The sequence below is a fragment of the Caulobacter segnis genome (assembly GCF_019931575.1).
Taxonomy (GTDB): domain Bacteria; phylum Pseudomonadota; class Alphaproteobacteria; order Caulobacterales; family Caulobacteraceae; genus Caulobacter; species Caulobacter segnis_C.
Genome location: NZ_CP082923.1, coordinates 1 through 13,165, shown reverse-complemented (window position 1 = coordinate 13,165; position 13,165 = coordinate 1). Strand labels below are relative to the sequence as shown.

The 13,165-nt window shown below is 68.8% G+C and carries 8 protein-coding genes; 2 read left to right on the top strand and 6 right to left on the bottom strand.

Features of this window, described 5'->3' with window-relative positions:
* Positions 1 to 69 precede the first annotated feature (69 nt).
* The gene (gene mutS, locus K8940_RS00040; RefSeq protein WP_223392509.1) at positions 70 to 2,781 is read right to left on the bottom strand and encodes a DNA mismatch repair protein MutS; all 2,712 of its coding nucleotides are present in this window, start codon (positions 2,779 to 2,781) and stop codon (positions 70 to 72) included.
* A gap of 117 nt (positions 2,782 to 2,898) precedes the next feature.
* Between mutS and K8940_RS00035 the strand changes: the two genes are divergently transcribed.
* Complete coding sequence (locus K8940_RS00035; protein WP_223392508.1) at positions 2,899 to 3,396, top strand: TonB family protein; 498 nt, start codon at positions 2,899 to 2,901, stop codon at positions 3,394 to 3,396.
* Here K8940_RS00035 and dnaJ read toward each other — a convergent pair.
* The 3 genes from dnaJ to K8940_RS00020 form a co-directional block, all read right to left on the bottom strand.
* Complete coding sequence (gene dnaJ / locus K8940_RS00030; protein WP_223392507.1) at positions 3,393 to 4,550, bottom strand: molecular chaperone DnaJ; 1,158 nt, start codon at positions 4,548 to 4,550, stop codon at positions 3,393 to 3,395. The genes K8940_RS00035 and dnaJ overlap by 4 nt on opposite strands.
* Before the next feature lie 163 nt (positions 4,551 to 4,713).
* Positions 4,714 to 6,615, bottom strand: a complete 1,902-nt coding sequence (gene dnaK, locus K8940_RS00025) for a molecular chaperone DnaK (RefSeq protein ID WP_223392506.1) — start codon at positions 6,613 to 6,615, stop codon at positions 4,714 to 4,716.
* 326 nt (positions 6,616 to 6,941) lie between these two features.
* Positions 6,942 to 9,620 (bottom strand): M1 family metallopeptidase, encoded by a 2,679-nt coding sequence (locus K8940_RS00020; protein WP_223392505.1) that lies wholly within the window; start codon positions 9,618 to 9,620, stop codon positions 6,942 to 6,944.
* Positions 9,621 to 9,713: 93 nt separating this feature from the next.
* On the opposite strand from K8940_RS00020, the gene K8940_RS00015 reads away from it, so the two are divergent.
* A complete protein-coding gene (locus K8940_RS00015) occupies positions 9,714 to 10,346 on the top strand; it encodes an alpha-ketoglutarate-dependent dioxygenase AlkB (RefSeq protein ID WP_223392504.1) in 633 nt (210 codons plus the stop codon).
* On the opposite strand, the gene K8940_RS00010 is transcribed toward K8940_RS00015, so the two are convergent.
* Complete coding sequence (locus tag K8940_RS00010) at positions 10,339 to 11,223, bottom strand: GyrI-like domain-containing protein (RefSeq protein ID WP_223392503.1); 885 nt, start codon at positions 11,221 to 11,223, stop codon at positions 10,339 to 10,341. The genes K8940_RS00015 and K8940_RS00010 overlap by 8 nt on opposite strands.
* 188 nt (positions 11,224 to 11,411) lie before the next feature.
* Positions 11,412 to 12,884, bottom strand: coding sequence for a chromosomal replication initiator protein DnaA (gene dnaA, locus K8940_RS00005; RefSeq protein WP_223392502.1), 1,473 nt, complete (start codon positions 12,882 to 12,884; stop codon positions 11,412 to 11,414).
* Between the last annotated feature and the right edge of the window lie 281 nt (positions 12,885 to 13,165).

Sequence of the window (13,165 nt, the reverse complement as noted above, 5' to 3'; positions counted from 1 at the left end):
TGGGTACCACAGCGTGACAGCGAAAAGTGGAAGCCGGTTTTGGCGACCGTCACGCTGACACTAAGGACTCTAGGTCTTCAGCAGACCCTTAAGACGATAGAGGGCTTCCAAGGCCTCGCGCGGGCTCATGCCGTCAACGTCGAGGTCGGCCAGGGTGTGCTCCACCGCGCTGGGCGCCGCTTTGGCGGGCGCCTGGGCCTGGACCGCCGCCTGGCTGACGGCGAACAGCGGCAGGTCGTCCAGCTTGGCCGGCGACTGGTCCTTGCTTTCCAGGCGGTCCAGCACCTCGCGGGCGCGGACGACCACCGGACCGGGCACGCCGGCCAGCTTGGCCACCTGCACGCCGTACGAGCGGTCGGCCGGGCCGGGCGCGGCCTCGTGCAGGAAGACGAGGTCGCCGTTCCACTCCTTGGCCCGCAGGCTGAGGTTGGAGACGTGGGCCATCCGCTCCTCCAGCGTCGCCAGCTCATGATAGTGCGTGGCGAACAGAGCGCGGCTCTTGTTGGTGTCGTGCAGGGCCTCGGCGCAGGCCCAGGCGATGGCCAGGCCGTCATAGGTGGCCGTGCCCCGGCCGATCTCGTCCAGGATCACCAGGCTGCGCGGGCCGGCCTGGGTCAGGATGGCGGCGGTCTCGACCATCTCCATCATGAAGGTCGAGCGGCCCCGGGCCAGGTCGTCGCCGGCCCCGACGCGGCTGAACAGGCGGTCGACGACACCCAGGCGGAACGAGGCGGCCGGCACGTAGCAGCCCGACTGGGCCAGGATCGCCAGCAGGGCGTTCTGGCGCAGGAAGGTCGACTTACCCGCCATGTTCGGACCGGTGACGATCGACAGCCGGGCCCCGGTCTCGCCCGAGGCGTCCAGGCAACAGTCGTTGGGCGTATAGGGGTCGCCGGCGCGCTTGACAGCCGCCTCGACCACCGGGTGGCGGGCGCCCTTGGCGTCGAAGGCGTAGGAGGTGTCGACGATCGGGCGCACCGCGCCGGCGTCCTCGGCCCATTCGGCCAGGGCGGAGGCGACGTCCAGGCGGGCCAGGGCCTCGGCGGCGATCTGGATGGCGTCGGCCAGCATCCGGGCCTGCTCGCGCCAGTCCTCGAAGGCGGCGACCTCCATGGCCAGGGCGCGCTCGGCGGCCTGGGCGATGCGGGCGTCCAGGTCGGCCAGCTCCACCGTGGTGAAGCGCACCTGGTTGGCCAGGGTCTGACGGTGGATGAAGGTGGCGTTCAGCGGCGGCTGGAACAGCGGATCGGCCTTGCCGGCCGTGGACTCGACGAAATAGCCGAGCACGCCGTTGTGGCGGATCTTCAGCGGCACGCCGCTTTCCGCCATCAGCTGGGCTTCCAGGGCGATGATGACCTTGCGGCTGTCGTCGCGCAGGCCGCGGGCCTGGTCCAGCTCCGGCCGGACGCCGGCGGCGACGAAGCCGCCGTCGCGGGCCAGGGCCGGCAGGTCGGGGCCCAGGCCCTGTTCCAGCACGTTGAGGAACTGAGACAGGCCCTCGTGCAGCGACGGGGTCAGGGCCTTGAAGGCGTGCTCCAGCTCGAACGGCGGCGGCGACAGCGGATCGGGCGAACCGCCCGCCATGCCGGCCAGGCGTTCGCCCACCTTCAGGGTGTCGCGCAGGCAGCCCAGGTCGCGCGGTCCGCCCCGGCCGAGGGCGAGACGAGACAGCGCGCGGGCCATGTCGCCGGCCCCCTTGAGCACTTCGCGCAGGCGCTGGCGCAGCTGGCGGTGCTCGACGAACCACTCGACCGCGTCCAGGCGCTGGTCGATGGCGGCGACGTCCAGCAGCGGCCGGGCCAGGCGCGAGGCCAGCATCCGGGCGCCGCCGGCGGTCACCGTGCGGTCGATGGTGGCGAGGAGCGAGCCGTTGCGGTCGCCAGTCTGGGTGCGGTCGATCTCCAGGCTGCCGCGCGTGGCCGGGTCGATGGCCATGACGTCGGCGTCCGCCGCCCGTCGGGGCGCGCGCAGCGCCGGCAGCTTGCCGGCCTGGGTCATCTCCAGGTGGGCGGCGATCAGGCCCAGGGCCCCGATCTCGGCCGGCGTCAGCCCGCCGAAGCCGTCCAGGGTCTCGACACCGTAGAGGCGCTTGACCCGCGCTTCCGAGGCCTGAGGCTCGGACAGGGCCGAGGGCATGGGCTGCACCAGGCCGCCGCAGATCTTCAGGGTCTGGGACAGGCTCTCGTCCGACAGCAGGCGATCGGCGACCAGGGTCTCGGACGGCGCCAGGGCGGCCAGGATCGGCGCTACGGCCTCCTTGGCCAGGGCGAAGACCTCGACCTCGCCGGTGGAGAGCTCGACCGAGGCCACGGCGGCCTGTCCGGCGCGGATGGCCACGGCCGCCAGGCGGTTGGCCCCGCGCGCATCCAGCAGGCCGTCCTCGGTCAGGGTGCCGGGCGTGACCACCCGGACGATGTCGCGGCGGACCACCGACTTGGAGCCGCGCTTCTTGGCCTCGGCCGGGTCTTCCATCTGCTCGCAGACGGCGACCTTGAAGCCCATGCGGATCAGCTTGGAGAGATAGGCTTCCGCCGCGTGCTGCGGCACGCCCGCCATCGGGATCGGCTGGCCCGCATGCGTGCCCCGGAAGGTCTGGCTGATGCCTAAGGCGGCGGCGGCCTTGTACGCATCCTCGAAGAACAGCTCGTAGAAGTCGCCCATGCGGAAGAAGATCAACGCATCGGGCTGCCGCGCCTTCATCTCGAAGAACTGCTGCATCACCGGCGTCGCGCCGGTGGGGTCGAGCTGGGCTGCGGGCGTGGGCGTCGTGTGCGCGTTCATGACGCCCGAAACTACAGAGCGTCGCGGGTTGCGTTAAGGGGCGGCGTTAAGGAATTCCGGGGATGAACGGACCTCGGCCCCCTTGACGCCCGCTCGCGCCAGAGTCGAGCTAGCGGCATGACCACGGCCGCCGACCAGACGCCAACGCCTCGCCCCGCCGTCATGGGGCCCTACAGGCCGGACTGGCTGGAGAAGCCGACGGTCGAGGATATGTCCCGGTACTATCCCGACCACGCCGCGCGCCACGACATCTCCGGTCGGGCGATGATGGCCTGCGACGTAAGGGCGGACGGCCGCCTCGACCGCTGCGAAATCAGGGACGAGACGCCGGCCGGCGAGGGCTTCGGGCAAGCGGCCCTCAGGATCGCGCCGAAATTTCGGATGATCCCGCCCGACGACCCGAATGCGCGGCCCGCCAAGGTGGTCGTGCCTCTGGTGTTCAAGGCGTCCGCCCATCGGGCGACGAGCCTTCAACCCGAAACCGAGCGCGAGCTCAGAATCCTGGCGAATTTGGGTGTCAGGCTCGCCGTCGGAGGGGGCCTGCTGCTCGTTTTCGTGCTCATGGTGGCGGGTCGCTATCGACTGACCGCCCAGCGATGGTCACGGGAACCCTAGTTCCCCGTGACCTCTTCCCAGAAGCGCTTGGCCTTGCCGACGAAGTTGGCGGACTTGGGGTTCTGCTTTTCGCCGCACAGGCCGGCCAGTTCGCGCATCAGTTCCTTCTGACGGGCGGACAGGTGGGTCGGGGTTTCGACGAACAGCTCGACCACCAGGTCGCCGCGCTGGCGGCTGCGCAGGGACGGCATGCCCTTGCCCTTGAGGCGGACGGTCTTGCCGGTCTGAGCGCCTTCGGGCACCGAGACGCTGATCTTGCAGTTGCCGTCGCAGTTCTCGCCGCCCAGCAGGCAGGGGGCCTCGATTTCGCCGCCCAGGGCGGCGGTGGTCATCGGCACCGGCACGGTGCAGAGCAGGTCCAGACCGTCGCGCTCGAACAGCTCGTGCGGGGTCACCGACAGGAAGATGTAGAGGTCGCCGCGCGGACCGCCGCGCGCGCCCGCGTCGCCCTCGCCCGCCAGGCGGATGCGGGCGCCGTCGTCGACGCCGGCCGGGATGCGCACCGACAGGATGCGCTCGCGGCGCACCTGGCCGTGGCCGTTGCAGTTCTGGCAGGGATCGAGGACCAGACGGCCCGAGCCGCCGCAGCGCGGGCAGCCGCGCTCGACCGCGAAGAAGCCTTGCGTGGCGCGGACCCGGCCGGCGCCGCCGCAGGTGCCGCAGACGGTGGGGCTGGTGCCCGGCTTGGCGCCCGAGCCCTCGCAGACCTCGCAGGTCATGGCGGCCGGCACCTTGATCTCGACCTCGGCGCCCGCATAGGCCTGCTCGAGGGAGATCTCCAGGTCGTAGCGCAGGTCCTGGCCGCGTTGGGGGCCGTTCGACTGGCGACGACCGCCGCCGAACATTTCCCCGAACACGTCGCCAAAGACGTCGTTGAAGATGTCGCTGGCGTCGAAGCCCTGGCCGCCGAAGCCGCCGGCGCCGCCTTGCGGACCGTTGACGCCCGCGTGACCGAAACGGTCATAGGCCGCGCGCTTCTGCGGATCGGAGAGGACCGAATAGGCCTCGTTGATTTCCTTGAACCGACCGGTCGCGTTCTCGCAGCCGCCGTTGCGGTCGGGGTGGTGTTCCATCGCCAGTTTGCGGAACGCGGACTTCAGACCAGCCTCGTCGATGGTCCGGGTCACGCCGAGAATTTCGTAATAGTCGCGCATCGTCAGCGTCTGGCGCCCAAAAGGCCCACGAAAGTGGCGTTGATAGGAGAAGAGGTGGGATAGCACGCGGCCCGGCGCAAGGCGTCCTCGGGCGGCGAGACAAGAGGTCGCGGCCGCGGAACGATCTTATGGCGAAGGTTCCGCGGCGCGCGCATGGCGGTGCTTAGGCCGCCGGCTTGTTGTCGTCGACTTCTTCGAACTCGGCGTCGACGACGCCGTCGTCCGCGGCCTCGGCGCCGTCAGCGCCTTCGGCCGAGCCTTGCTGAGCGGCGTACATGGCCTCGCCCAGCTTCATCGAAGCCTGGATCAGGGCTTGGGTCTTGGCCTGGATAGCCTCGACGTCCTCGCCTTCCAGGGCGGTCTTCAGCTCGGTGATCCCGGTTTCGATCGCGCCCTTCTCGGCCGCGCCGACCTTGTCGCCGTGCTCGGCCAGGGCCTTCTCGGTCGAGTGCAGGATCGCCTCGCCCTGGTTCTTGGCCTCGACCAGCTGCTTCTTCTTCTCGTCCGCGGCCTTGTTGGCCTCGGCTTCCTTGACCATGCGCTCAATGTCGCTGTCCGAAAGGCCGCCATTGGCCTGGATGCGGATCGAGTGCTCCTTGTTGGTCGCCTTGTCCTTGGCGTGGACCTGGACGATGCCGTTGGCGTCGATGTCGAAGGTGACCTCGATCTGCGGCACGCCGCGCGGCGCCGGCGGGATGCCGACCAGGTCGAACTGACCCAGGATCTTGTTGTCGACCGCCATCGGGCGTTCGCCCTGGAACACGCGGATCGTCACGGCCGACTGGTTGTCGTCGGCGGTCGAGAAGGTCTGCGAGCGCTTGGTCGGGATGGTGGTGTTGCGTTCGATCAGCGGGGTGAACACACCGCCCAGGGTCTCGATGCCCAGGGTCAGCGGGGTCACGTCCAGCAGCAGCACGTCCTTGACGTCGCCTTGCAGCACGCCGGCCTGGACAGCCGCGCCCAGCGCCACGACTTCATCGGGGTTCACGCCCTTGTGGGGCTCGCGACCGAAGAAGTCCTGCACCGCCTGCTGGACCTTGGGCATGCGGCTCATGCCGCCGACCAGGATCACTTCGTCGATGTCGCTCTTCTTCAGGCCGGCGTCCTTGAGGGCCTGTTCGCACGGACCGATGGTGCGGGCGATCAGGTCGTCGACCAGGGCTTCCAGCTTGGCGCGCGACAGCTTGATGTTCAGGTGCAGCGGACCCGAGGCGTTCATGCTGATGAACGGCAGGTTCACTTCGTACTGGGCCGTGCTCGACAGTTCCTTCTTGGCCTTTTCGGCCTCTTCACGAAGGCGCTGCAGGGCCAGCTTGTCCTTGCGCAGGTCGACGCCCTGCTCCTTCTTGAACTCGTCGGCCAGGTAGTCGACGATCCGAAGGTCGAAGTCCTCGCCGCCCAGGAAGGTGTCGCCGTTGGTCGACTTCACCTCGAAGACGCCGTCGCCGATTTCCAGGATCGAGACGTCGAACGTGCCGCCGCCCAGGTCATAGACCGCGATCTTCTTGCCGTCGTTCTTGTCCAGGCCGTAGGCCAGGGCCGCCGCGGTCGGCTCGTTGATGATGCGCAGGACTTCCAGGCCGGCGATCTTGCCGGCGTCCTTGGTCGCCTGACGCTGGGCGTCGTTGAAGTAGGCCGGAACGGTGATGACCGCCTTGGTCACGGGCTCGCCCAGGTGGGCTTCGGCGGCTTCCTTCATCTTCTGCAGGATGAAGGCCGAGACTTCCTGCGGGCTGTAGTCCTTGCCGTGGGCCTTGACCCAGGCGTCGCCGGTCGGGCCCTTGACGATCTCGTAGGGCACCATGCCCTTGTCCTTCTCGACCACCGGATCGCTCGCGTTGCGGCCGATCAGGCGCTTGATCGCGAAGAGGGTGTTGGTCGGGTTGGTCACGGCCTGACGCTTGGCGGGTTGGCCGACCAGGCGCTCGCCGTCTTCCAGGAAGGCCACGACCGATGGCGTGGTCCGAGCGCCCTCGGCGTTCTCGATCACCTTCGGGTTCTTGCCGTCCATGATGGCCACGCACGAATTCGTGGTGCCAAGGTCGATGCCGATAATCTTGCTCATCTTCGTACCTGTCGCTCCTTTAGGCGGACGGCGGTGACAAGGGCCTTCTCGGAAGCGCCCCGGTTTTTCTCGTACCGTCCCCGTGGTTCGCACTCTCTCGGGTTTACGTTCCACATCCTGTTCCGCCGACGAAAGTCGAGCGGGCAAAATGCGTTGTGCGAAGTTGACGAGCCCGTCAACCCCGCTTCGAAGCCGGATATGGGGGATAGCGATCTGGGCGCAAGGCCATAACCCCTCGGAGGAAGGGGGAATCTGGCGTCGCGACCCAGAAAAATGGCCGCACCCCCTGGGAGCGCGGCCATTGAAAGGACTGGACTATTTGAGAACTAGCCGGCCTTGGCCACCCAGGCCGTGATCGCCGGGAGGCGCTGCTGGCGGATCTGGGCGCGGTTCAGCACGGCGGCGGCGGCCTTGTCGGCTTCCTTGCGCGACCCTTCGGCCAGATTGGCCGCGGCGTAGGCCTTGATCTTCTCGGCCGTGGCCGGGTTCGACGAGGCCTGGCCCAGGCCCGGGATGAACCGGGTGCGCGAGCTGGAGTCGACCTTGTCGTTGACCGCGTCCTTGTTGGCCACGGCCCAGTCGAAGGTCAGGTCCGGATGCAGTCCGGCGACCCTGGAGATCATGGTGCTGGACAGGGTCTCGCCCGGCTCGGGGGTCAGGGCCAGGGCCAGGGCCTTGCGGGCCAGGGCCTCGTCTTCGGCTCCCGCCAGCAGGGTGTAGAGCTGGTTGCGGACCAGCGGGGTCTTCTCGGCCTGGGCCTGGGCGTGGATGGCGTCCCAGGTCGCCTGGTCGGCGTGCTTGGCCACGACGCCCAGGACGGTCTTGCGCAGCGGGCCGGGGATGGCCGACGGGTCGGTCTTGTCGGCGGCGAACCGGCGCGTGGCCTCGGCCACGACCTCGGCGTCGCCCAGGCCGCCCAGGGCCCCGATCAGGTCGGCGCGCAGGATGGCGACATTGTCGGCCTCGCCCGGCTTGGCGGTCCAGCCCACCTTGGCCAGCAGCGGCCGCAGCTGGGCGATCGCCAGCTTGCGGAACGCGGCGCGCTCGGTCGGCATGCCTTCGTAGTAGCCGTCGATGGCCGAGAAGGTGCTGGCCACCTTCGACAGCACCTGCGGATCGGTGTCGGCGGGCGTGGCCTTGGCCAGCTCGAGGAAGTCGGTGGCGGGCTGGTAGCCGGCCAGACCCATAGACCAGGCGTCGCTGATCACGCCCAGCTGGTCGATGGCCGGCAGCTTGGCGAAGTTCTGGACGACGCCCGCGAAGCGCTCGGGACCATACTGGACGCGGAAATAGCCGTTCTGGCCGGCGTTGACCACGACCGGACCGCAGCCGTCGACCGTGACCGAACCCTTGCCGCCCGTAACCAGGGTCTTGGCCGTCCCGCCGCCCAGGGCCTGGACGGTGACGGGCGTGCGCCAGGTCAGCGGCGTCTTGCCCGGCGCGTCCTTGCTGAACTCGGTCTGGGTCAAGGCCAGGGTGGTCTTGCCGGCCGCGCAGGTCGCGCTGTCGACCGTGATCAGCGGCACGCCCGGCTGCAGGGTGAAGTCGTGGGCGATGGCCTTGATCGGCTTGCCCGCCGCCGTCTCGACGGCGCTCCACAGGTCGTCGCTAACCGTGTTGCCGTGGGCGTGCTGCTTCATGTAGGCGCGCACGCCGTCGCGCCAGGCGTCGTGGCCGACATAGCTTTCCAGCATGCGGATCACGGCCTCGCCCTTCTGATAGGTGATGGCGTCGAAGGCCTGGCTGGCCTGTTCCACGGTCTCGACGTGCTGCACCACGGGGTGCGTGGTCGAGAGCGCGTCCAGGCTCATCGCGTATTCACGGCCGCCCACGGCGTTGAGCGCCGCGTTCCACTCGGGGTGGAAGTGCTCGGTCGCCCGGCCCTCCATCCATGAGGCGAAGCCCTCGTTCAGCCACAGGTCGTCCCACCAGGCCATGGTGACCAGGTCGCCGAACCACTGGTGGGCCATCTCGTGGGCCACGGTCGTGAAGACGTTCTGCTTGTCGGTCTCGGTCGAGATCTTCGGGTCCAGCAGCAGGGCGTATTCGAAATAGAAGATCGCGCCCCAGTTCTCCATGGCGCTGAAGAACTGGCTGCGGCCCGGGGCGGCGATGTTGTCCAGAACCGGCAGCGGATAGGGCGTGCCGAAATAGTCGTTGTACCAGGGCAGGATGTCGGCGGCCGCCTTCAGGGCGAAATCGGCCTTGGCGGTGTCGCCCTTCTTGGTGACCACGCCGACGTCGGCGCCGGCCGACTTGACCGAGGCGCGGTCGAACTCGCCCAGGCCGAAGAACAGCAGGTAGGTCGACATCTTCGGCGAAGTGGCGAACTTCACCAGGGTCTTGCCGTTCCCCAGGTCCTTGGACGAGGCGATCGGCATGTTGCCCAGGGCCATCTGGCCGGTCGGGATCGTCGCCTCGACGCTGTAGGTGGCCTTGTAGAACGGCTCGTCCCACGAGGGGATGAAGCGGCGGGCGTCGGAGTTCTCGAACTGGGTGTAGATCGCCCGCTTCTTGCCCGCCTCGGTCTCGTAGTCGAGGGCGAACAGGCCGGCGGCCTGCTTGTAGATCTTGCCGGCGTAGTCGATCGACAGGACGTACTTGCCCTTCGGCAGCACCTTGCCGAACGTGAAGGCGGCGGTCTGGGCCTCGTCGTCGACCTTGATGCTGGCCGCGCCGATCCCGGCGATCTCCGCCTTCGAGAACGTCAGGTCGGCGGCCTGCAGGGTCACCGTGGCGGTCGGCTCGACCACCTCGATGGCGATCTTGACCTTGGCGTCGAAGGTCAGCTTGTCGGCGTCCGGCGTGAAGGCCACATCATAGTGCGAGGGACGGACGTTGCGGGGCAGCTGGGTCGTCACGGTCGCGAAGGTCGCGCCCTTGGAGCCCGCCGAAGCCGCCGCCGCAACGGGCTTCGGTTTGGCCTTGGCGGCCGGGGCGGCGGAAACGCTCCCGGCGGCGAACAACATCACGGCCACGGCCGCAGAGGACATAAGACGACGCATGTTCGACCCTAGTATGGAAAATTCATCCGGCCCCCTCAGCCGGCGGCGCAAACCAACACCTTCCGCTCCTAAGGCGCGCGTTAAGTTTCAGTAATGTTTCAGCCCCTGACCGTCATTCCGGGTTTCGACCTTTGGCCGGGCCTGCTGGACCTCGCCGCCCAGCGGGATCTGATCGCGGCGGTGATGGCGGCCGCCGAGAGCGCGCCCTTCGCCCAGTACGAGGCGGCTTATGGTAAGCCGATGAGCGTAGCGATGACCGCGTTCGGCCCGCTGGGCTGGACCAGCGACGCGGCGGGATACCGCTACGCCGAACGTCATCCGGGCACGGACCAGATCTGGCCCGCCATGCCCTCGGCGCTGCTGAACCTGTGGACCCGGCTGGGCGACGCGGAGACGCCGCCGGACTCGTGTCTGGTCAACCTCTATCGCGACGGCGCCCGCATGGGCCTGCACCAGGACCGCGACGAGGCCGACCCGCGCTTTCCGGTGCTGTCGATCTCGCTGGGCGACACGGCGGTGTTCCGCATCGGCGGGACCTCGCGCAAGGACCCGACGCGCAGCCTGAAACTGAGCTCCGGAGATGTGTGTCGCCTGTCCGGGCCGGCCCGGCTGGCCTTCCACGGCGTGGACCGGATCCTGCCGGGCTCTTCGAGCCTGGTCCCGGACGGCGGGCGGATCAATCTGACGCTGCGGCGCGCGCGGCCGGCGCCTGACGCCCCTATTTGAGCGGCAGGAACAGCTCGACGACCACCGGGTGGACCGGCGCGGCCGGGGGCGCCGAAAAGCGCCGCTGGCAGTAGATCGGGAAGTCCCGCGCCTCCTCGCCGCTGGCGGGAAGCCAGTCGCGGTAGAGGTAGAGCGCGGCCGGCTCCAGATTGTGGGTGTCGTGGACGACACGCAGCACCGCGCAACGGCCGCCAGGGATCACGCCGGCCTTCATCCGCTCGTCATCGGGCGCGATCGGCCGGTCGGTCCCGACGCACAGGTCCATGCTGTAGTCGGCCGGGTCTTCGGGCATCCGCTCCGACCGGAAGATGTTGAAGGTCGAACTCGTCTCGGGCGACAGGCCGGCGGCCTTGCGCCAGGCGATGAACCGCTCGATCGTGGCGGGCAGGGTCGCCCGGTCGCCCCGGTGCTCCATGATCGCCACCGGCGTCGGGGGGACGTCACGGATCGTCACGTCGGCGGGTTCGTAGGTTATGCGCATCAGCTTGCTCCTCGCATTGTCGAGAGGCCCGAAGGCCGCGAGCCACGGCGCCCAGTCGGGCGATTTCCGGAAAGACGAAGGCGACTGTCCGAACCGGCGCCGAAAGGCGCGGGCGAAGGCGTCCGGCGCGTCATAACCGGCCTCCATCGCGATCTCCGTGACGCTCTGGGCGTCCTTGGAAGCCAGCCGCTGCGACGCGCGCTTCAGGCGGGACAGCTGGACATAGCGATGCACGGACAGCCCGAAGGTCGCCGCGAACTGGCGGTGGAAATGGAACTTGGAGAAGGCGGCCACGCGGCTCACCGTTTCCAGGTCCAGGTCACCGTCCAGATGCTGGTCGACATAGTCCAGCACCCGCTGCATCCGGGCCTGGTAGTTGGGAAGCGCCGCCTTCATCGTCACCCTTTTCCGTGGCGGGGCCCAGTTAGGCGCTCGCCGCCGGGTCGCGCTCGACCGATCTTGCGGTTTAGCCCGGCTGAGGGCCGGAAACGGCTCATGACCGTCCAATGAAAAAGGGCCGCCCCTTCCGGAACGGCCCTTCTTCTTGAAGCCTTGAGGAAACCGGTGTCCCGGTCCCGCCCGGATCAGCCGCGCAGCTTGCGCGTGATGGTCTCCAGGTCGTGGCTCAGGGCGTTGTCCTCGGCGCGCAGGGCCTCGATGCGGCGCACGGCGTGCAAGACGGTGGTGTGGTCGCGGCCCCCGAAGCGACGGCCGATATCCGGCAGCGACCGGGTGGTCAGCTGCTTGGCCAGCCACATGGCGGCCTGGCGCGGACGGGCGATGGCGCGGTTGCGGCGCTCGCTGAGCAGGTCGGCCTGTTTCATGCCGTAGTGGTCGGCGGTGGCCTTCTGGATGTCGTCGATGGTGATGCGCTTCTCGCCCGTCCGCAGGTGCGGGCGCAGGATCGCCTGCACCTCGTCCAGAGTCAGGCGCGACAGGCCCTCGCCGGCGCGGGCCGACAGGGTGTTCAGCGCGCCTTCCAGCTCGCGGACGCTGTCGGTGAAGCGGTCGGCCAGGAACTGCAGAACGTCCGGACGCATGGTCGGGTCGAAGCCCTGGGCGCCCGACAGGGTCTGGATCTTGCGCTCCAGGATGCCCAAGCGCAGCGAGCGGTCGGCCGGCTCCAGGCCGCAGACCAGGCCCGCCGACAGGTGCGAGCGCAGGTGCGGGTCCATCTCGGTCATGGCCGACGGCGGACGGTCCGCCGAGAACACCACGCGGCCGCCTTCGCCCACGAGGGCGGTCAGGGTGTGGAACAGCTCTTCCTGGGTCGACTGCTTGCCCGCGATGAAGTGGACGTCGTCGATGATCAAGAGGTCGGCCGCGCGCAGCTCTTCCTTGAAGGCCGCCGTCTGGCGATCCATCAGGGCGCGCACGAAGGTCGACAGGAAGCGCTCGGCGGTCAGGTAGACCACGCGCTTTTCCGGCGCGTTGCGCATGGCTTCCCAGGCCAGGGCGTTCAGCAGGTGCGTCTTGCCGAAACCGTAGGGGCCGTGGAACAGCACGGGATTGAAGTGGCCGTCGGCCCAGTTGGCGATCCGGCGCGCCACGGCGTGGGCGAACTCGTTGGCCGGACCCGGGACGAAGGTCTCGAAGGTGAAGCGTTCCTGCAGCCCTTGGGTGCGGGGCGACTTCGCGCTCGGGGCCACGACGGCCGGCGCGTCGGTCGACACGGGCAGGACGATCTCGATCGGCTCGGCCGACACGGCCTTCGGGGCGGCCTCGACATAGGCGCCGGCCGAAGCCTCGAATTCCAGGCGCGACTTCAGGTCGATACGGCGACCGGTGGCGTCGTTGGCGGCCCACAGCTCGCCGATGCGGCGCCAGGCGCTGCGACGGATCCAGTCGCGGGCGATGCCCGTCGGCGTGACCAGCACGACATCGCCGGTCGCGGCCTCGCGCAGCATCGCCGGGGCGATCCAGGAGCCGAACGCCGCGTCGCCCAATTCGCGTTTCAGGGCCACGGTCACCTTCGACCACACGCCCGCCGCCGGCTCGCAAGCCGTCGCGATCGCCGCCGAGAAGTCCTGGCTGGCCACCCCACCCTTCATCGTCATTCGTCCACCGCCTCGCACAAAAACAACCGCCGCAACCATTCTCAGCCGCCCGCCCCCCATGGCGTACGGCCGGTCTTCTCAACGCACACAGGTTCTTACCCGGCGAACACGTTCGGTCCGCCGCCGCCTTGTTTTTTCCAAGACTGGAGAAGCGCTGAGACGCTTAAACTAGCCAGCGCAGGGGGCCGGTCAAACGGAAAACTTGCGTCCGATCGCGGATATTTCTGTTGACTCGCGAGAGCCCCTCGCCCCGCAAGGGAATAGTAAAGCCAACCGCTCAG

Bases quoted from the DNA above. Each gene is read 5' to 3' on its own strand.
- mutS (WP_223392509.1), bottom strand. From the start codon at position 2,781: ATGAACGCGCACACGACGCCCACGCCCGCAGCCCAGCTCGACCCCACC.
- K8940_RS00035 (WP_223392508.1), top strand. From the start codon at position 2,899: ATGACCACGGCCGCCGACCAGACGCCAACGCCTCGCCCCGCCGTCATG.
- dnaJ (WP_223392507.1), bottom strand. From the start codon at position 4,550: ATGCGCGACTATTACGAAATTCTCGGCGTGACCCGGACCATCGACGAG.
- dnaK (WP_223392506.1), bottom strand. From the start codon at position 6,615: ATGAGCAAGATTATCGGCATCGACCTTGGCACCACGAATTCGTGCGTG.
- K8940_RS00020 (WP_223392505.1), bottom strand. From the start codon at position 9,620: ATGCGTCGTCTTATGTCCTCTGCGGCCGTGGCCGTGATGTTGTTCGCC.
- K8940_RS00015 (WP_223392504.1), top strand. From the start codon at position 9,714: ATGTTTCAGCCCCTGACCGTCATTCCGGGTTTCGACCTTTGGCCGGGC.
- K8940_RS00010 (WP_223392503.1), bottom strand. From the start codon at position 11,223: ATGAAGGCGGCGCTTCCCAACTACCAGGCCCGGATGCAGCGGGTGCTG.
- dnaA (WP_223392502.1), bottom strand. From the start codon at position 12,884: ATGACGATGAAGGGTGGGGTGGCCAGCCAGGACTTCTCGGCGGCGATC.